Source organism: Phycisphaeraceae bacterium, assembly GCA_019636795.1.
In the GTDB taxonomy this organism is placed as follows: domain Bacteria; phylum Planctomycetota; class Phycisphaerae; order Phycisphaerales; family UBA1924; genus JAHBWW01.
Genome location: JAHBWW010000006.1, coordinates 104,151 through 125,682, shown reverse-complemented (window position 1 = coordinate 125,682; position 21,532 = coordinate 104,151). Strand labels below are relative to the sequence as shown.

The window sequence follows — 21,532 nt, the reverse complement described above, 5'->3', positions numbered from 1 at the left end:
ACTACTGAACTGCACACGCTACTTGTCTGGCCTAGAGCTGATGTTGTACAGAACAGCGACGAGCGCTCCGAACAGCCATCCCAGGATGCTGAACTGGATGAACCCGATGATGGCTTCCCACCAGAGCATGTCCCATCGCATGATCGGTTCCACGTTGATCCCGTGGATGATGCTATTGAAGAATCTCACGACCGCGGTCTCCGGCACGGTCAGCATCACGAATACGCAACCGAGGTACATCAGACCGCAGGCTCCGCCGAAAGCGATGCCCGCTCGCCTGGGGCTAATGGTGTTCATGAGTGTGTCCTTTGTCGTTGGCATCAGTGTGTGTGTGCCCGTGCATCATCATGAGGAGATGGCACCCGAACATGAGCACGATGAAGATGAATAGGACAATCCCGCTGTCAACCCCGAAGAGTGGAAGCAGGAAGATGACCAGCAGCGGTGTCGCGCAACCAAGTACATGCCATTTCATGTGATGCATTGGGGGCTCCTCGTTGCGGCTGCATTCGGATCTGCCAAATAGACGAGCACCGTCGCATCGTCTTGCGCCGGTGCGTCGCCACGGTGCCGTTCTGCCGCGTGGATAATCGCGAACGCAAGCCTCGCGGCATCGCCCGGTCCGCTCGCCTCGGCTTCTGAGACGATTGCCGCTCGCCCAAGCAGCTCATGGTCGGCGTTGCTTGCCTCGCTCACTCCGTCAGAGAGCAGCACAATTCGGTCGCCCGGCTCTAGGTCCAGTTGAACTTGATCAAAGCCGGATTTGGGGTCAAGGCCAAGAAGCAGCCCGGTCGAGATCAACCGCTCGATTGGTCCCGAGGCACGAGCAATGAGCGCGGGTTCATGCCCGGCACTGGCGTACATCGCACCGGATTGGTCCGATTGCATCGGCACCACGGTCATCGAAGCAAAGTCTTCCGGCAGGCTGAGCTCACAGTACCGCCGGTTCACTGATCGCAACATCGCAGCGGGGGTCAGTGTCTCTATGTCAGAAGCAAGCACGAGGGCCTTGAGCACCGCAGAACCCATTGCGGCATGAATCCCGTGCCCGACTACATCGGCGAGGCACAGGACCGTATCACTATTCGCGCAGGTGATGACATCAACGAAATCGCCGGCTATCTCCTGTGCGGGGTAGTATTCGACGGCAATGTGGGCGCCGCCAACTGGGAGCACCGGCAGGAGATGGTCTTGCAAGCGGCGCGCTCGGTCGAGCTGCGCCCGACGATCGCTGTCTCGGCGGGCCAGTTCGCTACTCATCGCGGAGACCTCGTCTGCGAGTGCGGTCAATTCTTTGTTTGCTGCGCTCGCGATGGTGGTCCCGAAATTGTCCCTTCCTATCTCTCGAATCGTTCTGGCCGTCCGTTCAAGCGGACGGCTCACGAGATGGAGAAGAAGACCGTTGAGAAGCGCGGCTGCGATGACAGCTCCAATCCCGATGGCGAAGACGCGCCCAAACTCGGCGCGGCGCGTGAACTCGACGAGTGGCGCACGCAGCTCCCTGGTCTCAACGACAATGTCCCCTGAGGTGTAGGTGCCGGTAACCACGCCTGCGTGCTCCACATCACACGCCTCGTTCGTGTGCTCGGTGGCGTGTGATTCAAAGAGCGAGTCGGCAACACGTGCCGCGATACGATATCCGGGTGATTCCTCTGCATTCATGAGGTCGCACGTGGCATCAACGTGGCGCTGCATCGCGTCGTGTCCGGCCGGTGCAAGAGCCTCAACGGCAGAGGCGACGGTCCTGGCCTCTTCGCTGAGAGCGATGGACCTCTCACGAAGATGAGACTGCATCGCGAGCCGGTAGTCTATGACCACAAACACAAGCAACAAGAGCCCCAATGATGCGTTGACCACGAGCAGCAACTGCGTTCGCAGTCGTGCTCTTTGAAACATCGTGATGACTCGTCTGGATAGGAACAAACCGATCTCCACCGACGCCTCTGATCGAGGCGTCGTTCATCAGAAAGCGATGCGAAAACCGAAGATGAAATAGAGTTGCTCTGTGTCAACCCCGGCGGCGTCAGCGTTGTTGGCGGTTTCTCCGGCGAGGAATCCATACCGAACACCGATATACGGCGCAAACTCGCGCTCGACCTCGTAGCGCAGCCTCAGGTCGAGGTTGACTTCAGTCAGTCCAGCGCCGAGTTGGCGATCCGGAACATCCTGGAATGCGAAGCCCGCTTCTGCTCGCGGTTGAAGCACGAGTCTTTGGGTGATCCGCAGGTCGTATTCCGCCTCCAACTCCAGGGTGACATCGGCGTCTTCGGAGATGTAGAGAGAGGAGTCGAGCTCGATCAGGCCAGGCGTCAACCCCTCAAGCGCCAGCACGCCCGACCATCGGTCGGAGTATTCACCGGACTCCCACTCGTTGGCATACTGCACCCCGACCTGCGCGTTCCAGAATGGTGTAATGAGTCGAGAATAGAGGAAGTCGGTCTGTGATTCGCCTTCGCTCATACCGTCGAATGCCGCTTCGCCTTCCGATTTCCACCAGAACTTGTCATAGTCAAACCCTATCCAGCCCTGCGCATCCCATCCGAACTCGTCCTTTCCTTCATCAGCGATGCGGTATTCGAGCTGCTCGATCAACGTGAAGTAACGCAGTTCGTTGTCGGGAACCGGACTCGGGAAGTGGTCCGGTGGTGGACTGGCCGCTCGATCCAGGACCTCATCGAGCGTCATTCCTTCGGGCAGCGAAGGGTCGTCGGGCTGGTTTGCGGAGTCGGCGTTGTCGTTTGCAGTCTTATGGTGCGTGGGTCGATCGGCCGCCGACGGCTGTGATTCATGCGCCTTATGTGGCTCGGCATGGTGCGGTCCAGTGGAGGCGTGATGCGTGGGGGGAGCTTCATGCTCGTGGCTCTGGGCGATAGCCGAGTTAATAAGCCACGAGCAAGAGAACATCCCGGCAAGAGCCATCATGCAGCGATCAGGTGTCCGCATCAATCGACCCTCCGTCTAACGTTCGCACAACCGCGATAGTTCGGAACATGCCCATGTCCATGTGGTAGAGCAGGTGGCAATGGAATGCCCACTGGCCGGGCGCATCGGCAGTGATGTCCACGGTCAGAAGCTCCGATGGCTGCACATTCACAGTGTGCTTGCGCGGGTTGTGGGCGTAGTCCTCACCTGCGTACAGGTCCATCCACATCCCGTGAAGGTGGATCGGATGATTCATCATCGTGTCATTGATCATGTTGATCCGCAGCCGCTCGCCGTATTGGAACCTGATCATGTCAGACTCAGACCACTTCTTACCATCAAAGCCCCAGATATACTTTTGCATGTTGCCCGTCAGGTGCAGATCAAACTGGCGAGTGGGCGGGCGACGGTCTCGCGGCGTCTTCAAACAACGCAGTTGGGAGTAGGTGAGCACACGTCGCTCGTCGTTTCCGAGTCCCACACCGGGGTCATCGAGCCGCCGATAAGCAACCATCCCCATGGCGACGCTGCCCGGCCCGTGCTTGTCGGGGCCGTGCATGATGCTGTCGGGCAGATTACTGATTGGCAGCGTGCGCGTCCCGCCCTGGGTGTGGCCGGCGTGCTCACCGCGTTCGCCCTGCATTGCTTCACTGCCATGCTGCGCATGCTTGGGGGCCGGGGTGTGTCCGGTGTGATCGCCCATCTCCATACCGCCGTGCACCATGCCCATGTCCTTCATGGTGAGCATGGGACGTTTGCGTCGCGCCGGGATCTCGGCGGTCATGCCCTGGCGGGGCGCGAGTGTGCCGCGCGTGTACCCGCTGCGGTCCATTGTCTCCGCAAAGAGCGTGTATGCGCGATCGTCCGGGATGCTGACGAGAACGTCATAGGTCTCGGCGACCGCGATGCGCAGCTCGTCGGTTTCGACCGGCTTGATGTTCTGGCCGTCCGCTTGCACCACCGTCATCGGCAGGTCCGGTATCCTGAAATCGAAGTAGGTCATGGCGGAGGCGTTGACGAGTCGCAGTCGAACACGCTGCCCCGAACGCGCGACGGCGGTCCAATTCTCACCTGCGCTCTTTCCGTTCATGAGGTATGTGTAGGTAGCGCCAGTGACATCTGCGATGTCGGTGGGATCCATTCGCATCCATTGCCATTGAAGCCGCTTGCTGAGCACTTCGACCAGACTGTCACCCGTCGCTTCCATTTGGTCGCCCAGATTCGCGACTGTTGGACGCTGGAAGTTGTAATACCCTTCCATGGTCTTGAGCTTGCGCATGACGACGTGAGGGTCTTGGTCGGTCCAGTCAGAGAGGACGACCGAGTACTCCACGTCATACGAGACCGGGTCGGGCTGCGCCGGTTCGATGATGAGTTGTCCGTAGTGCCCGAGCTGCTCTTGGAGTCCAGAATGGCTGTGATACCAATAGGTTCCGTTCTGCCGCACACGGAATCGGTAGGTGAATGTCTCGCCGGGAGGGATGCCTTCGAAGCTGATTCCAGGCACTCCATCCATCGTGAACGGGAGCAGAATGCCGTGCCAATGAACCGAGGTTGTTTCCTTCATCCGGTTGTGAACCCGGATCAGGGCATCCTCGCCTTCACGCATGCGGATGACGGGACCCGGAATCGAGCCATTGATTGTGATCGCTGTACTGGGGCTTCCATCGACCACGACCACCTGTCGCTCCACGACCAGGTCAATGCCATTGGGATCAGCCGTGCTGAGTTCGCCGATCGCGCCAGCGCGAGGGAGTGTGAGAACAGCAGCCCGCAATGCCGGGCTCATCATGGAGTAGCCTGCCAGAGCCGCCGCCGCACTGGTGCCGAGGAAGCCGCGGCGGCTCACATTGCACCAATCGGTGATATCCACGGATTCGCGCCTCTCTTGCGAGTTCCGGACAGGCTTGCGCTTTACGTGGGCATTGGCTCGATCGGGTTCTGGATTCATGGTTCGTCCTTCTTTTGATTGCCATCTCGACGTAGCTCATAGGCAATGCTCAGGCTCAACACCGTTCGGATGACGATGACCGCGCCTAGCACGGCCATGCCTTCGAGTGTGGGAGTGACAACGGTCTTGAGTATGTCCGCGGCAATCAGGAACTCCAGAGAGAGCACCAGGCGCTCCGCGAGCCGGAGCCGCACTGCGGTAGTGCGGTGTGCCAGTTGCCTGCGCCATGCGGCATTTCCGAGCTCAACCGCACCGGCCAGAACCGAGCCGGCGATCATCAGGGCGGCAACACCCTCGATGAACTGCACGGTGATGGTGATGACCTGTTCGAGCATTGTGTGTGACTTCCCGCCTCTCTTAGTGGTGCTTGTACCACCCGACCTTTGGGATCTCGTTCCAGGAGTTGGTTCGATGACACAGGAAGCACTGGGTCACATCGGCGTGCTCAATGCCCGCGACGCGCTTCGACACCATGTTGAAGTGCCCCATATAGTGGCTCGGTGGCGCCACGTGACACTGAGCGCAGTCCATGGAGCGCGGGGAGGGATGCACAAACTCCGGAACCGTCCACGTGGTGGTTGAATGGCAGGACAAGCAGTCGGACCCGAAGAGCGTGCGATGTGGTTCTTCGCTTGCATGGCACTTGGCGCAGTCCAGCGTCATCTCTGCGATAGTCGCGCGTTCGTGTGGACGGCCGGCCAGCCGCGCGTGGATGAGAGATCGCGTGATCCAGGTGGCATCGTTGGTGCCGTCCCCTGCGAGCCCCGCGTCCCGGGCGATCGCAACGAGCAAGCCGTGGTCCATTCTTGATACCGCGACGCCCTGGGGATCATGTTCGATGTGACATCCGGTGCACGAACCAACTGTGGCGTGAAATGCCGTTGCCGGCGTCGAAAGGAGGTGCTCGCTGTTGGCATGGCAGGACACGCACTTCTGGGTTGCGACTCCGGTATGAGGTGTGTGACACGCGGCACAGTCGTTACCGATGAATGCATGGGCATCTGAGAGCGGCCCGGGAGTGACGAACTCAACCCACCCAGGCGGCGCATCGGTGCCGCCCCGATGCACCAGGAATGGCAGCCCAAACCCGAAGCCGAGTGCACCGACCGTTGCAATTCCGTAGAAGATTTCCAACTTCTTCATGGAAGCCACCGAATGCCGAAGTACCACGCGGACCAGATATGGATGAACAAGAGCAGATACAGAATGATCGCGATAATGATGTGGCTCACGAGCCACCGCCGGAAGAGGTCTTTCGCCGTCGCGTGAGTCCGTATGGCGAGTTCCAAATCGGAGATAGATTCGGCAAGCCTCAGAGCGCGGGTTGCCGGCGTTGCCGTTGCGGGCGAACCGCGAGTTAGAAAGAAGGAGGCAATTCGTCCGCCGAGCGTGGATTGTGCCCGCAGGATCGCTTGGGCTGATGGATCAGCCGCAATCTCGTTGGGCAGGAGGTCATACGCCTGCCGCAGCCTGGCGAGGTCGGCTCGCTTGGTTCGCAGGTCGGTTGAGAGTTGCCCGAGCAAATAGCGCCCGACATACCCGCTGAAGACGACGATCAGCATCATCAGCGTCAGTGCGATTCCGAGCGGGCTCTGAAACTTGTGTCCCGTGTGCAGTATGGCAAGGATCGGAGCCAGGACTCCGCTGTAGATATGGACCGAGAGAAGCGAACGCATCGAGACCCGGGGTGTGACTCGGCGCTTGAGCCACGGCACGCGCTTGACAATCAGGTAGGCGAGAGGCACCAGCATCAGGGCCGCGGCAGAGACGCCCAGCACACCACCCATGAGACTCCCCGCAAAGCGTGGGCCGCGGTGCATGAAGAACCCGAGTGTCAACACAGCGAGAAGCACGACGAGCCCGGTCACAATGACTTTCTGGCGCTCCTGCATCATTACGCCTCGACTTCCAGATCGTCCTCTGACTTCGCCTGGCACGCGAGAATGATGCCGTCGCGCCGATCGCTGTCGTCGAGCGCATCTTCGACATCCATCTGGACCACTCCCTTGAGGAGCCGCACCTTGCAAGTGCCGCAGGTCCCCGCGCGGCAGGAGTTGTCAATTTCCACGCCCACAGACTCAGCAGCTTCGAGGACCGTAGCCTCGGGCGCAAGTGGCGCCTCCTTTTGAGACACCGTGAAGCGAACCGTCGCATCGGACGGACCGGGCACCTCCGAGTCCGTGATCGCTGCGGGGGCGCTCGCCGGCTTTTGCACGGCAGGCCCGAAAGCTTCTGTCTTGATCCGATTTGCGGGCACGCCGAAGCCCTGCAGCGTCTGTTTGAGCGCGTCCATCATGCCGGGTGGTCCACAGAGATGCACCAGCTTGCTTGCGATATCAGGCACGCATTCCTGAATAAGCCCGGCTGACAGACGGCCCGTCGCACCGACCCACGAACTGCCCCGGGCACGCGTCATCGTTGCGGTGACGTTGAGCCGTGGGTGTCTGCGTTGGAGCAACTCCAGTTCGTGGCGGAAACAGAAGTCGTCTGTCGTTCGACAGCAATGCAGCAGATAGATGTGTCCGTGCCATGAGGTGTCCGTGAGGTAGCGAATCACGCTCATCATGGGAGTAATGCCGACGCCCCCGCTGATAAGCACGATGCTCTCTTCCCCATCTCCATCGAATGTAAATGCTCCTGACGGCGCGGACACGCTGAGCAGGTCGCCGACCCCGCACGAGTCGTGCAAGAATCGGCTAACGACGCCGTGCTCCTCGCGCTTGACGCTGATCTCAATCGACGCCGGCCGCGTGGGTGACGAGGCGATCGTGTAGGAGCGTTTGATCTGTGTGCCATCGATATCGAGGTTGAGCGTTAAGAACTGCCCAGGCACATACTCAAATGGGACCATGCCACCGCCAGGATTCACGAGCCGAAATGTTGATATGTCCGTTGTTTCCTCGAACACAGCATCAAGACGCAGCTCACCGGTCCACCGCCGTGATGCACTGGCAGCAGGTGGAACCGCCGTCGGCGCCGGCGCCGTCGGTTGAGAATGGACGGCGGGGGCGGCACTTGCCCTTCCGGGCTTGCGCTCCGTGTCCGGCGGCAGCACAATTGGACTCTCGGCGAGTTGCGTGAGCAATCCGGTTGCTCTCCGCATCTTCACGTAGTACAGACCGATCATCACGGCCGCGAACATCGCGAGCAACGACATCCCGATGAGATGGGGCCACGACAAACCCATGGGCCCTGATGTCGCCGGCGCAGCGATGGCGCCTTGGAGGTTCATTTCTCGCTTGAACCAATCCATCGCGATTCGGTCAGGAGCAACCCCTTCCGCCAGAGCCCTATGAGCGGCAAGCCCGCTGTCGTAACGTGAAACACCCTCACGGAGCTTCGCGATGGCGGCCTGCATCGCGGCAAAGTCGTTTGTTGTTGTAACTCGGAGCAGGTCGTCAAACCCCTCGCCCATCAGCGCCGTCCCGCTCTGCATCCGCTCGTGCCCGAGGCGCTCAAGTTCATCACGCTCCTCAAGGGTCATGGATGGAAGATCCATGAGCCGAGGGTAAATCTGCTTAGGAGGCGGAACTCCCATGCGGCTCATCATCTCTCCCATGCCCGCCATGCCGTTCGGGGCTTGGGGTTCGGGGTTCGCTTCGCCAGTTGCGGCTTCCGGATGATGTTGCGCGTGCTCTTCGGGCGAGACCTGTGCCCATGTCGTACCGGCGTGCAACAGCATCGCAATGCTCGATATCAGGTGGAGACCGCGTCGTTTCATGATGATGCCTCCGGTATGCGCTCGCATCTGTCACCGACAGGGCTCTCGGCTGGCCCACCCTGCACGATCGTGCCCAAGGCAGCGAGGGCGCCCGCTTCCAGCTTTGTGCCCGCGAGGTTTACCATCGCGCCAAGAGCCTCCTCCGGTGACATCGCCCGGTGGTACGGGCGCTCTTCTGTCAGCGCCGCGTACACATCCGCCACCCGAAGCACGGCGGCGGCAGGGTCTATCTCGTCCGTAGTCAAACCACACGGATATCCGTTGCCATCGGGGCTCTCGTGGTGCTGGGCGACAAGGCGGGCGATCGCATCCGTGCCGGGTATCTTCTGGAGCATGGAGACAGCAATATCCACATGCTCACGCATCGTCGCCATCTGCTCATCATCGAGCGGCCCGTGCTTGAACAGGATCACATCCGGGATGCCAGCCTTGCCGATGTCATGGACAAGTGCGGCAAGGTGCAGGTCGGACAGAGTCCTTCCGTCAAAGCCAATTTTGCTGCCGATCGACGTTGCCAGATCTGCGACTCGGTGCGAATGCACGACGGTCGCCTCATCACGCACGTTCACCGCAGTCAGCAGGCCGGTGATCCCGTTGATCATCTCGGTCTGCCGTGATTTGATGAGAGCCTCGTCGCGCTGCCGCTGCCGCTCGTTGGCGACACGGACAAGATCACCCGCAACGACCCCGACAATTGGATAGATCGCGAGCCATGCGTATTGATCGGGATTGGCCAGCGGCGAGTCCCGCCATGACCAGAGCAGATGCAAGAGATACACGATACTTACCGCCGCCGCAGCGATAATCCCGCCCCTTGTCTCAAACGCGACTGCCGCAATCAAAACAGGAACAAGGAACAATCCAGCGAGAAGGATATGAAGCCAGTGAAGCGAGTGAGACTGCGTGGTCAATAGGAAGTGCAGGACGGTAATGATCACCGTCCACACTGTCACACGACGCAGTTGTGCCACTCTACCAACACTCATCGTATCGTCTCGCCATCAAGGCTGTATTGCCTGGCCATCATTGCTCACAAGAAGCACGCGATTCATGCTGCCAAAGGCATTTGGTAGGCAGTTGGGGCATCCGCTGTGTGGCTCATCACACCCGACCTCACAACACCACTGCCCGTCAACGATGAACTTGTACTCGTAGGTTCCGGGAGGGAGGTCGAGCGAGACGGTCCACTCGCCCGTCTCGGACTTTGTCATCGGATGGCTTGTCGTGCTCCAGTCGTTGAAGCACCCGGCGATGAACACCGTCCCGGCGTCCGGCGCACGGAGGGTGACACGGACTCTCGGCTTCTGTGTTGCATGCTTTGCCATTGTGCGCTCCTTTTCTTGTATGGGCGTGAACAGGTCATCTGGGAGTCTGACCGGGCATGTCGCCTGAACCGAGGCCAATGAGTTGATCTCGTTGCTCTTGTGTGAGAACTTGCGCGGCCTCACCAACGGCACGAATAAACGCGAGGCGTTTTCCGGCGCGGAGCCGTCCGACTGTGAGCAGTTCTTCTTCGATGCGCCCAATGTTCGGAGCCGCGGCGCCGGTGAGCGACCAGATGACCTCTTCTTGCTCTTCGATGCGTCGGTCCATACCGGATTGCTCAAGCATGGCGGCTGTCTTCATCTCGTTCAGGCGCGTGATCTGCTCAGTGGACAGGTCGATGTGCTCTGGGTGGTCGAGAAAGAATCCGGTTGCACCAATGTGGTAAATGTGCGATGCGCCGGGAAAGCCGGGCAGGTCGGAGCGCACTGCCAGCTCCCCGGAGTCACTGGCAACCGCCATCGGTGCTGGCCCCTTGCCCATCATTCCTTGCATGCCGCCACCCGACATGCCCTTCATCCCATCACCACCCATCCCGCTCATCATGCGATTCATGTCGCCCATACCTTGCATGCCACCGCCGGACATGCCCTTCATTTCACCACCACCACCACCCATCCCACTCTTCATGCGTTTCTTGTCACCCATGCCACTCATCATTCGATCGGCGCTGCCCATCGCCGACGTGTCGCTCGGTGCCTGCTCACCGTGCCCCCGTTGGAGCATGGCCTGCAACTGAGCAACTTGGGCACGCAACGCCGCAATCTCGGTGAGGACGTCGGACGATTCGTGTGCTGGCGAGGGTGCATGCTCGCTGTGCTTCGCATGAGCGCTATTTGCGTCTTGCTGTGCCAGCACCGGCGAAGCTACGGCGATGACCGCCCAGCCTGCGAGGACGAGGAGGCGCGTCTGGATTGTTCCGCGATTCATGGCTTGTTCCTTTCCGCTGGTCTTCGGGGTAACCGGCGCCCGCCGCTTGGATACGCCGGGGGCTCGTATACATGCAAAGCATAGCATCTTTGCATGTATTCCACGATCTTGCCCATAATCCTCCGCTCCTTGTTCACCGCCGTGTATTCTGATTGAACCAAGGTCGGAACCTGCGTCAGTTGGAGTCGGAAGGAAGAGATGATCTCACGACAAGTTGCCATGGCTGCGGTTTCGATGGGCCTGATTGAACGGGCCGGTCCGGAGGGCTTACAGATCCCCGACCTCGTGAAACTGACGGGGATATCCCGGCCAACGCTCGGCAAGATCATCAACGCTCTGGCTCGCAAGAAGTTAGTCAGAACCCAACGCGGCGTGGGTGGAGGCGTTCGGCTGTCGCGGGCTGGCGAACAAGTGTCGCTGTACGACCTTTGCGTCGCATTCGACGACCCCGTGATCGAATGCCATTGTTCGTTCGGCTTCGGACATTGCGCCGAGGAGGGTCCGTGCCCGCCCGGCTGCATTTGCGTTGCACAACATGCGAAGCAGTTGGAGTATCTCAAGGCGACAAGCGTGCAGGATGTCGCAGAGACGATGGAGCCCAGGCTCAAGAAGGCTGCTCGCCGGGCACGACGCGGGCGCGAGCGGTGACGGCACCCGGTTGGTAGTTGCGGATCGAAACGGATGCGGATGGATGGTCGCAGGTTCCACGTCATCAGATTGCTACCAGGCGTAGTGGTTGATCCCATAGACGAGAGCGCCGCCGAAAAAACCCGTTGCGCCGACGAGGCCCGCGGTCACGAACAGCGATATCCGAAGCGCGCTTCGAGAGACTGGCTCGGTGGCGGAACGAGATGCTCTGAGCAATAACACGAGCGTCACGAGCGACAGCACAGCGGTTGTTGTGCCAAGCCAACGGTGTGTCAGTTGGACCCAATCGGCATCGACCAGGACGAGGCCGGCATTGAACCAACCCAGTGTTGCCGCAGTGACGGCACCGATAGAGGCGAGTGCAATACAAAACGCCGAGGCATGCTTGAATAGATCGCGACGCGTGAAGATCAAGAGTCCTTCAGCAACCGCCGCTCCGATCAGCAGACCAATAGGGAGGTGGGTCGCGGGAGGATGGAGCTTGCCGATCCATGCGACGAGCTTCGAGCCTGATTCGTGATCAGTCGCGTGGTCATGCTCGTCGTCGTTGGAAGATGATGCAGCCGTGTCCGATTCTTCGGGATGCGGATGCTCCTCACCGTCGTGGCTGGCATGCTCTGCCGCCTGTGGCTCGTGTTCGTGATCAGCATGTTGGTCTTCATGGCCGTCTGTGTCATGTTGAATAGTGGGCTCGCTAGATGCAACGGCCAACAACTCGGGGATACTCGCGAGATACAGCTCCGGATCTGCTTCAAACTTCGTGAGGCATTTCCTGCAGCACAGCCCAACGGTTGTCCCTTCATACTCTGCGGTGAACCTTGTATCGACCGGCTCGTCGGTCATGACCGGGCACATCGCGTTCACGGGGGCCACCCCCTCCCCGGCTGAATCCAGGGAGGGGGACTGCGCCAAAGCCGTATGCGCGAGAACAGCCAGAGCAAGCACGACAAGAACGGGGATACAACGGAGTTGTTGCAAGAGGGTGGTCATCTGGCGTTCTCCGGAAATGGGTAAGCAGAGAGTGTGATTAGCCGCCGTGGTCGTGATCACCGTGGCCATCTGTTCCATGGCCATCGCCGTGATCGGCATCATGCTCCGCGTCGTGCTCCATGGGCAAGAACTTGCCCTGTGCCTGCCACGCCTCGTCGATGAGCTTGGTGTACTTCGCGGGGTCCGCTTCCACCTTGGGCTTGCACCCAGCGCAGCAGAACCGCATCAGCCGGCCAGCGACGACTATCTCCGCGGGCTCGCCCATCGAGCCGAGCTCGCCGCCGGCCACGACGCAGGTGTCGAACGGATAGTCCTTGCGCTGCGCGTCTGCCGTCGCGCTGTCGAGCTTCTCGATGAATTTCTTCGGGTCAGCCTTGAACTCTCGCTCGCACATCTTGCAGCAGAGTCGGAGGAGGCGGTTGCCGTAGACCATGTTGTTGGCAATGTCCTCTCCGTGCTCTGTGAGCGGTTCTCCAGAAACAATGCACGTCTCAACCGGGTAGTAAGGAAGCTGTTCCTTGATGATCTGCTCGTCGATCGCCTTCCAATACTTGGCCTGGTTGGCTTCGAACTTGTCGATGCACCCGCCACAGCAGAAGCGGACTTCGCGCCCGTCGTACATCGCGACGATGGGGTCGCCCATCGAGCCGAGCTTCTGACCGGACACAGGGCACGTGTTGAGCGCATATGGCTCGGTCCAACTGGCGTCGGTTATTGCCGCTGTGTCTGCCGGCTTCTCCATGTCCTGGTCCGCGTGGCCTTCCATGCCCGGCTCGCGATGGGCGACGGCGAGCGCGACAAACTCGTCCTTGCGGGTCTCGTCCCAGGCAAGGAACTGTTTGCCGCAGCCCGGGCAGCAGATGCCGATGGTCTTGCCCTTGTACTCGACTGTCCCCGCGCTTGGCACGATCGGTTCCTTGCCGACGGGGCACATTGCGTTGACTGGTTTGATTTCCGCCTGCGTGTGCTGTGAGCCGCCCTCCTGCGCGAAGGCAGGCGTGCCGGCGAGAGCGCCACATGTCAGGGCGCCACAGATGATGAGTGTTCTCATAGAGAATCTCCTTGTGCCGAAGGCACGGTGTGAGGATCAGAGTTGCGCTGGGCATGTGACAGACGGAGCTTCCACTCTGCACCCCAGCAGTACAGAATGGGCACGACGAACCAGGTGATGGATGCGACGGCCATGCCGCCGAACGAAGGGATGGCCATGGGGACCATGATGTCCGAACCGCGGCCGGTGCTAGTGAGCACGGGGAGCAGCGCGAGGATAGTGGTCGCGCTTGTCATCACGGCCGCCCGGATGCGGAGTTGCCCGCCTTCAACGACAGTCTTGCGTATCGCTTCGATCGAGTCCGGCTTCTCCTCGGCCATCGACTGCTCGATGCGGGTCGCCATGATAACGCCATCGTCGGTGGCGATGCCAAAAAGCGCGAGAAACCCGACCCAGACCGCGACGCTCAAGTTGAACGGCTCAATCTGGAACAGATCCCGCAGGTTGGTTCCGAGCAAGTGCGTGTCAAGGAACCAGGGCTGCGCATAGAGCCACAGCATCAGGAACCCCCCGCCCCAGGCGACGAAGACGCCGCTGAAGACCATCAATGTGACACCGACCTTGCGAAACTGGAAGTAGAGGAGCAGGAAGATCACTGCGAGCGCCAATGGCAGCACGATGCTCATTCGCTTGGCTGCGCGGACCTGATTCTTGTAAGACCCGGAGAACTCGTAGCTGACGCCGGCGGGGACAATTATGTCGCCAGCGTCAATCGCGTCCTGGATGAGCCGCTGGGAGTCCCGCACGACCGTGACCTCTGCATAGCCGGGGAGCTTGTCGAACAGGACATACGCGACGAGGAATGTGTCTTCACTCTTGACCATCTGCGGCCCGCGTCGGTATTCGAGCGTCGCGAGTTCGCGCAGCGGGATCTGCGCGCCCATCGGTGTGGGCATAAGGATGTCGCCGAGGGTCTCTGGTTGATCGCGAAGTTCACGGAGGTATCGGACACGCACGGGATATCGTTCGCGGCCTTCGACGGTCATGGTCAGCGGCTTGCCGCCGATGGCAACCTCAATGACCTCTTGAACGGCTGCAATCGTGAGGCCGTAGCGGGCGATCTTCTCGCGGTCGATGTCGATCTCAAGGTACGGTTTGCCAACGACGCGGTCGGCGAACACCGCCGCTGGCTGCACGCTTGGCACTTGCTTGAGCAGGCGTTCGAGTTCAAGCCCAAACGACTCGATCGTCTCCAGATCGGGGCCGTAGACTTTGACGCCCATCGGCGCCCTGAATCCCGATTGGAGCATGACGATGCGCGTCTCGATTGGTTGGAGTTTTGGAGCGCTGGTGACGCCCGGCATGTCCGCAGCAGCGATGATCGCGTCCCAAATGTCTTGGTTCGACTCGATCTCGTCGCGCCACTGGCGGAACGGGCGGCCGTCATGATCCTCGATCAGGTTGCCGGCATCGTCGCGGACGAACTCGTCGGTGGCGGTGTCATAGCGGAAGTTCAGACGGCGTCCGTCGTCATCGGTCCTGTACTCGCTTTTGTACTGGATGACTGTTTCGATCATCGAGATCGGCGCCGGGTCGAGCGGGCTCTCGACCCGGCCGATCTTGCCGACCGCAAGCTCCACCTCGGGCACGCCCATGATGCGGGAATCGAGTTCCTTAAGGATGTCGGTCGCCTCGCCGATCGATGCGTGCGTCATCGTCGTGGGCATGTAGAGGAACGAGCCCTCATCGAGCGACGGCATGAACTCGCTTCCGAGCCCTGGGAAGGCGTGGGCGACCTCAACCATGAGTTCCCGCTGTCTGACTGACTCGGGAAGCCAGCCCCAGATGCGATCGAATCCGAGCCACACCGTCGCACCGAAGAGCACGACAAGAAGCGCAGGTGAAAGGCTGACAAGCTTGTGGCGGAGCGCCCACGCGAGGATGTATGGAAATGCGAGACGCACGAGCCAGAAGGCGAGCAGAAGTCCACCGACGATGGTCCCGATGAAGACAGCGTTGCCGACAACGCCAGGTTCCGGGCCGAGCGGTTCCCACGCTCCCGCGAGCACGACGAGCACCACAAGGACGGCGATGAGATTCGCCGACCACTGCAATCCTCGGACCACGAGCGTCGGCAGCCACAGCTTCACGATGTAGAACGCGCCGAACGCTGTGACGATCAGCCCGCCGAGCGTGTGCAACCAGATTGCGATCGCGAGACCAGAGACAGTAAGTGCGACCGCGCCGGCGCCCCGTATCAGCTTTGCCTTGGGGCGGAAGCCCATGAGCATGTGCGCGGCCGCGGGAAGGATCGTCAGCGCGATGATGATCGAGGCGATGAGGGCGAAGGTCTTGGTGTACGCGAGCGGCTTGAACAGCTTGCCCTCGGCGGCCTCCATCGTGAAGACGGGGAGAAAGCCGACGACGGTCGTGGCGACAGCGGTCAGCACCGCGCCGCCGACCTCGCACGTCGCTCGGTAGATCACTTCGAGAATCGGCTCGGTGCTTTGCGCCTTCTCCGACTCCTCGAGCCTGCGCAGGATGTTCTCACTCAGCACGATGCCCATGTCCACGATCGTGCCAATCGCGATAGCGATACCAGACAGCGCCACGATGTTCGCGTCCACACCGAAGGTCTTCATGCCGATGAAGGTCATCAGCACTGTGATCGGCAGCATCGCCCCGATGAGCAGGCTGCTGCGCAGGTGCATCACCATCAGCACGACGACGATGATTGTGACGAGCACCTGTTGGCTGATTGCCGAGTTCAGCGTTTCGAGCGTCTCGCGGATGAGCCCCGATCGGTCGTAGAACGGCACGATGGTGACGCGGCTCTCGGTGCCGTCGGCGAGCACTTTGGTCGGCAGACCGGACGCGATGTCGGCAATCTTGTCCTTCACTCGCTGAATCGTCGCCATCGGGTTCTCGCCGTAGCGGACGACGACCACACCGCCCACGGCCTCGACGCCCGCTTTGGTGAGCACGCCTCGCCGGAGCGCGGGCCCGAGCGAGACCCTTGCGATATCGCTGATCAGAATGGGCTGACCGTCCCGTGCGGTGATCGCGGCCTGTTCGAGGTCTTCAACACTCTCGATGAAACCAAGGCCCCGGACGATGTACTCGGCCCGGTTCACTTCGATCGTTCGCGCCCCGACATCGAGATTGCTTTGGCGGACCGCACCGATGACCTGCTGGAGCGAGATGCCAGCCGCGCGCATCGCATCGGGGTCTACATCGACTTGATACTCTTGCACGAAGCCACCGATCGAAGCGACCTCGGAGACACCCTCGACGCCGGCGAGTTTGTACTTGACGATGAAGTCCTGAATCGATCGGAGTTCATGCGGGTCCCAGCCGCCGTTGGGGTTGCCCTCAGCGTCCCGCCCTTCGATCGTGTACCAGAAGACCTGGCCGAGCGCCGTCGCGTCGGGTCCGAGCGCCGGCGAGACGCCAGGTGGCAACGTACCTGCGGGCAGCGAGTTGAGCTTCTCCAGCACGCGCGAGCGAGACCAATAGAAGTCGATGCCGTCCTCGAAGACGATGTAGATCGTGGAAAAGCCGAACACCGAGTAGCTGCGAATGTCCTTTACACCCGGGATGCCCAGCATCGCGACCGTCATCGGGTAACTGATCTGGTCGTCGATATCCTGCGGGCTCCGCCCGGGCCACTCGGTAAACACAATCTGCTGGTTCTCGCCAATGTCCGGGATGGCATCGACCGGCACCGGGTCACGTGCAAGTCCGCCGAGGTCCCAGTCGAACGGGGCCACGAGCACGCCCCAGAAGAGCGTGCCGAAGAGCACGATCGCGACTACAAGCTTCTGCTCAAGGCAGAACCGGATCAGGCTGTTGAGCGGCCCGCGTGGGGGCGTTGGTGGCGCGGTTGACGGACGGTCACTCATGGTCGTGACCCTCCATGTTGCCATTCACTGGGATCTGGTCGACCGGCAAGAATGTTTCTCGAATCTCGCCGCAACGGAGCATAGACGCCCCGAAATACGGGTTGTTGATCTGCGTGCCGCGCTGGAGCCAGTCCGCGCCCTTGTTGTCGAATGCCATCGGACAGTGGGCGAGATTCCAAGACTCGCTGCCCCGATGACCGAAGCGACGTTGCAACGCGACTACGGCTTCGCTCATGTCCTCGAATCGGGTCCGTGCGACCGCGATGTCGGTGATTGCGTCCGTTACGCGGAGTTTGGCCGCGGCCCGACGCCACGCGCCGAGCGGCTCGCCCACGAGCCCGGCCTCCTCGACGAAACCAAGTGCGGTCCGCAGGTCAGCAGCCGCCTGGGCGAACCCGCCCAGATCGTCGGCCGCGAGAGATTCTTGCGCATCCAGATAGGCCGCGTAGATCGGTTTGAGCGCGAACACAAAGCTGTCCGGTACTGTGACACGCTCAGGCATCGCGGGCATGGATCCGCCCGCCATCTCGCCGTGCCCCGCGTGCGGGTTGCCGCCGCCGCCACCGCCGGGCGTCATCATGCTCGGCTTCGCCGCGATCTGCATGGCGCTGTCGATGCGGAACGCGCCGTTGACCACGACGCGCTCACCCTCGCGGAGCCCCTCGCGGACGAGGTAGAAGTCGCCCGTCCTCGGCCCCAGCAGCACTTCCCGACCTTCGTAGGTCGGCTTCTCGGCATCCGGCACGGCGACATAGACCACCGAACGCGTGCCGGTGAACAGCACGGCCGAACGCGGTATCACCAATGGCTCTCGAACCTCCGCCGGGTCGCCCACGACTCCGAGCGATTCGGCGGACACGAGGTCCATCCCGCATATGTCACAGGTGCCCGGTTCGTCCTTGACGATCGTCGGGTGCATCGGGCTGACCCACCGTCCGGCGAGTTCGTCGTTGACGACCGCGCCGCCTTCGGCGACTCGCGTACGAGCAACCGCCGAGACGAACATTCCCGGCTTGAGTCTCTCGTTCGAGTTGTCAACCGCCACGCGGACCGCCGCGGTCCGGGTTCGCTCATCGACCATTGGTTCGATGAACGAGATGTGCCCCTCGAAAGTCTCCCCGGGGTGTGCTTCGACCGTGAATGTGACCCGCTGACCCCAGCGAAGCAGTGGAAGCTGCGATTCGTACGCTTCCATGTCGAGCCACAGTCTGGAGAGATCCGCGATGGTTGCAATCGGAGATCCGGTTTGGAGATAATCACCCTCGCGAACCGCCAGATGGGTGACGACTCCACCGATGGGTGCGAAGATCGTCAGCCTGTCTGAGCTGAACGAGCCGTCCTCGACTGAAGCGATCTGATCCGCTGTGAGCCCGAACAGCCGGAGTTTTTCCCTAGACGCGACGAGGGTGTCCTGTGTGGCGGAACGGACGAGTTCACTCGTTCCCCTGATGTCCCGAGCCGAGGCCATCGCCTGACGGAGTTCTTCGAACGCCGCGAGCAGGTCGGGGCTGTAGAGTTCGGCCATGTGGTCACCCTTCGTGACCGGCACCCCAATGTAGTTGACGAAGAGCCGTTCGATCCGACCGGGGAAGTAGGCTGTCAGGCGGGCGACCAAGGTCTCGTCGTATGTCACCTTTCCGTAGAGACGCGTCGATGCCGTCGGAAAGAATCGGCCGACTGTTGCCGTCTCGATTCGACTCGTCGCGGCCGCGGATTCGCTCATCGTGACCCGAAGCTCGTTGCCCTCCCCGCCGTCGTCAGTGACGGGGATCAGGTCCATGAAGCAGATCGGGCATTTGGCGTTCGGGTCGAGGAGCCGCACCGACGGGTGCATCGAGCATGTGTACACCTGCGGCTGGCCGGTCTGGGCATCAGCGCCGGCCTGAGCGGTCTCCGGCTTCGGCTCCGGCGCGGGACGGCCGAGCCGATACCCGATGACCAATGCTGCGACGATCAAGATGACGGCGACGCTCGCGGCGGTGTGCTTCCACACCCACGCCAGCACACCGCGAGCTCTCTGTGCGATTCGATTCATGGTTCCACCTCGTTGGCGTCGATCGGTGTAGCTACGTTCTGAGCTGGCGTCGTCGGCACCGGCTCACCCACGAGCGTGTTCAACCGTGCGAGCGCCTTGCCTCGGTCGGCCCGAGCGCGTTCGGCGGCGACCGCGAACTCCAGCAGCGTGCGCTCCGTGTCAAGCAGATCGAGGAAGCTGGCATCACCGGCTCGGAAACCGGCGAGCGATGCGCGGAGGGATTCCTCTGCCTTGGGAATCAACGTGTTCTCGTAAAGGCCGACGCGCCGGTTGGCGTCCGTGTGCTCGAACCATGCACGCTGAATCCCCGCCGCGATCCGGTTGGCTCGGTCGGCGCGCTCGTGCGCGACCGCGAGACGACGCGCCATCGCCTCACGCACGCCGGCGTCGTACTTGTCCCGCCAGAGCGGAACGTTGATGCCGAAGCGCAAGAGAATCGGGTCGTCGCCGCTTCCGGGAGTCATGGGATTGATCGCATCGCCCGTGAAGACGTAGTCGAGGCCGACGGTCAAGTCGGGAAGCCCTTCCTTCCGCGCAACGTCACCCAAGTAGCGCTGCTGCTCGATCTCCTCGTCGAGTGCGAGCAGTACCGGGTTTCGGCGGCGGGCAATCTCGGAGAGCTCGGCTGCATCGACGCTCGCAACACGTCCTTCGATGTGGACAGCCCGCGGCACTTCGGCGTCCATTGGACGGTTGAGCGCCGCGTTCAGTTCGGCGACGTACGGCGGCCGCATGGCTTCGAGCTGCGTCACTCGGTCTTCGACCTGCCCGAGTTCGACCTGGACACGAATAAGCTCGGGATGGGAGCCAGACCCGACGCGGTACCGAGCACGCATCACACCCTCGAACGACCGGAGCAACTCAAGATTCTCGCGGGTGATCGCGATCGTCCCGTCCAGGTACGCGAGGTCGTGGAGCGTGATGACCACTCGCTCGGCCACCTTCAGCCGGATCGCTTCGAACTCACGCCACGCGGCCATGGCCGCCTTCGCCGCGGCGTCCTCACGGTCTTGCAGCGTGCCCAGCCACGGGAACGTCTGCTCGACGCCGATGCGCGCTTCCTGCGGCCCGGTGCGAGTCTGCACTTCTTCGATGTAGTACCCGAATGCTAGCCTCGGGTCAGGGAGCGCAGACACCTGCGGCAGGCGCTCCGAAGCCGCCCGCCAGCGCTGGAACGCGGCTTCGACCTCCGGGCTGTGGTAGAGGGCGTACCGAATGTACTCCTCAGGCGAAGCGATTTCGGAGAGCTCTGGCGCTGCCGCCGCGCTTTCGGTGTTGTCTCGATACCGAGAAGGCGGAGCATCCCGAACACCCTCTGGCGCGGTGCGCTCGAACGACCTTGATAAGTCTGGCCTCTGGTCGAACGGGGAAGAGCATCCCGCCACCATTAGCGGTGCAACGGCACACGCCGCGCACGCGAGGATTCGCGACGCCATAGCGGTCTCCTGGGAATCTGAAATGAACAGGTCCAAGCAACTGGCAGGGCGGTGTATCGCCGACTTGTCGGCGCGCAGCATCCCTACGGAGCCTGGCGGCTACGTTCGCCAGATTCCCAAGAGGGCTTGGATTTCGTTGTGGGTCTTGCCGGCGAGTCGTGACTCGCCCGCCGCGAACGGCGGTCGGAGATTCCCGTCAGCGTCTGTGTACACGACACTATGCACCGGAGGCGAAGGCACCGCGACGAGAGTCTCCCGCTCGGTGCGCGGCTGGGGTGCTTCCGGTCGAGGATCGGGAGTATCGGTAGGAGCCGATGCGCAGTGGCACGCCCCACCCGATTTGCCGCATATCTGCTCGACGATGCGCTCGCCGCAGCACGAAACCCGCTCGACGGTCGTGCAGCACGATGTTGCCGTGCACACCTCAGCCGGCGCCGCATGCCCGGCCGCACCCCAAAGGGCAAGCGGTTGCCACGCGATGGCCAGAATGAGCAGGAAGCGGAAGGGCATGTACCAATACTATACCGACTTGGACCAGTAGCTATTCCCTGGAGAGCCTGGGGCTACGGTCTCAACAGCAACTTATGCGTTCGCTGAGCGTTACCGGCCGGACCATGCCCACAGGGGCGTTGAGTTCGTCTTCTGGCTGCCGCATCCCGGGCAAACATGGCCGGGCTCCCTCG

18 protein-coding genes are annotated in these 21,532 nt (G+C 61.6%); 1 reads left to right on the top strand and 17 read right to left on the bottom strand.

Features of this window, described 5'->3' with window-relative positions:
* Window positions 1-18: 18 nt before the first annotated feature.
* From KF757_13000 to KF757_12945, 12 genes are all read right to left on the bottom strand, one after another.
* Window positions 19-297, bottom strand: a complete 279-nt coding sequence (locus tag KF757_13000; protein MBX3323896.1) for a hypothetical protein — start codon at window positions 295-297, stop codon at window positions 19-21.
* Window positions 284-484 carry a hypothetical protein gene (locus KF757_12995; protein MBX3323895.1) on the bottom strand — a complete coding sequence of 67 codons (201 nt, stop codon included), beginning with the start codon at window positions 482-484 and terminating at the stop codon, window positions 284-286. The genes KF757_13000 and KF757_12995 overlap by 14 nt, the downstream gene beginning before the upstream one ends.
* Window positions 472-1,896: a serine/threonine-protein phosphatase gene (locus tag KF757_12990; protein ID MBX3323894.1), complete on the bottom strand. Its 1,425-nt coding sequence runs from the start codon at window positions 1,894-1,896 to the stop codon at window positions 472-474. Before KF757_12990 ends, KF757_12995 begins: the two co-directional genes overlap by 13 nt.
* A gap of 66 nt (window positions 1,897-1,962) precedes the next feature.
* A complete protein-coding gene (locus KF757_12985; GenBank protein ID MBX3323893.1) occupies window positions 1,963-2,943 on the bottom strand; it encodes a copper resistance protein B in 981 nt (326 codons plus the stop codon).
* Window positions 2,930-4,873: a copper resistance system multicopper oxidase gene (locus KF757_12980; protein MBX3323892.1), complete on the bottom strand. Its 1,944-nt coding sequence runs from the start codon at window positions 4,871-4,873 to the stop codon at window positions 2,930-2,932. The genes KF757_12985 and KF757_12980 overlap by 14 nt, the downstream gene beginning before the upstream one ends.
* Window positions 4,870-5,208, bottom strand: a complete 339-nt coding sequence (locus KF757_12975; GenBank protein MBX3323891.1) for a DUF1622 domain-containing protein — start codon at window positions 5,206-5,208, stop codon at window positions 4,870-4,872. The genes KF757_12980 and KF757_12975 overlap by 4 nt, the downstream gene beginning before the upstream one ends.
* 22 nt (window positions 5,209-5,230) lie before the next feature.
* Window positions 5,231-6,016, bottom strand: a complete 786-nt coding sequence (locus KF757_12970; GenBank protein MBX3323890.1) for a hypothetical protein — start codon at window positions 6,014-6,016, stop codon at window positions 5,231-5,233.
* Window positions 6,013-6,768, bottom strand: a complete 756-nt coding sequence (locus KF757_12965; GenBank protein ID MBX3323889.1) for a hypothetical protein — start codon at window positions 6,766-6,768, stop codon at window positions 6,013-6,015. The genes KF757_12970 and KF757_12965 overlap by 4 nt, the downstream gene beginning before the upstream one ends.
* Complete coding sequence (locus KF757_12960; GenBank protein ID MBX3323888.1) at window positions 6,768-8,594, bottom strand: 2Fe-2S iron-sulfur cluster binding domain-containing protein; 1,827 nt, start codon at window positions 8,592-8,594, stop codon at window positions 6,768-6,770. The genes KF757_12965 and KF757_12960 overlap by 1 nt, the downstream gene beginning before the upstream one ends.
* On the bottom strand, window positions 8,591-9,580 hold the full coding sequence (locus tag KF757_12955; protein MBX3323887.1) for an HD domain-containing protein: 990 nt from the start codon (window positions 9,578-9,580) through the stop codon (window positions 8,591-8,593). The genes KF757_12960 and KF757_12955 overlap by 4 nt, the downstream gene beginning before the upstream one ends.
* Before the next feature lie 15 nt (window positions 9,581-9,595).
* Entirely contained in the window at window positions 9,596-9,919 is a 324-nt protein-coding gene (locus KF757_12950; protein MBX3323886.1) for a glycogen-binding domain-containing protein, read from the bottom strand.
* Between the two features lie 34 nt (window positions 9,920-9,953).
* Complete coding sequence (locus KF757_12945; GenBank protein MBX3323885.1) at window positions 9,954-10,847, bottom strand: hypothetical protein; 894 nt, start codon at window positions 10,845-10,847, stop codon at window positions 9,954-9,956.
* A gap of 198 nt (window positions 10,848-11,045) precedes the next feature.
* Between KF757_12945 and KF757_12940 the strand changes: the two genes are divergently transcribed.
* Window positions 11,046-11,495: an Rrf2 family transcriptional regulator gene (locus KF757_12940; protein MBX3323884.1), complete on the top strand. Its 450-nt coding sequence runs from the start codon at window positions 11,046-11,048 to the stop codon at window positions 11,493-11,495.
* Window positions 11,496-11,567: 72 nt separating this feature from the next.
* On the opposite strand, the gene KF757_12935 is transcribed toward KF757_12940, so the two are convergent.
* From KF757_12935 to KF757_12915, 5 genes are read right to left on the bottom strand one after another with little or no spacing between them, the layout of a single operon-like run.
* Entirely contained in the window at window positions 11,568-12,587 is a 1,020-nt protein-coding gene (locus KF757_12935) for a hypothetical protein (GenBank protein ID MBX3323883.1), read from the bottom strand.
* Window positions 12,523-13,536, bottom strand: coding sequence for a hypothetical protein (locus KF757_12930; GenBank protein MBX3323882.1), 1,014 nt, complete (start codon window positions 13,534-13,536; stop codon window positions 12,523-12,525). Before KF757_12930 ends, KF757_12935 begins: the two co-directional genes overlap by 65 nt.
* Window positions 13,533-17,378, bottom strand: coding sequence for an efflux RND transporter permease subunit (locus KF757_12925; protein MBX3323881.1), 3,846 nt, complete (start codon window positions 17,376-17,378; stop codon window positions 13,533-13,535). The genes KF757_12930 and KF757_12925 overlap by 4 nt, the downstream gene beginning before the upstream one ends.
* Window positions 17,371-19,413, bottom strand: coding sequence for an efflux RND transporter periplasmic adaptor subunit (locus KF757_12920; protein ID MBX3323880.1), 2,043 nt, complete (start codon window positions 19,411-19,413; stop codon window positions 17,371-17,373). Before KF757_12920 ends, KF757_12925 begins: the two co-directional genes overlap by 8 nt.
* Window positions 19,410-20,849 carry a TolC family protein gene (locus KF757_12915; protein ID MBX3323879.1) on the bottom strand — a complete coding sequence of 480 codons (1,440 nt, stop codon included), beginning with the start codon at window positions 20,847-20,849 and terminating at the stop codon, window positions 19,410-19,412. Before KF757_12915 ends, KF757_12920 begins: the two co-directional genes overlap by 4 nt.
* Window positions 20,850-21,532: the final 683 nt, after the last annotated feature.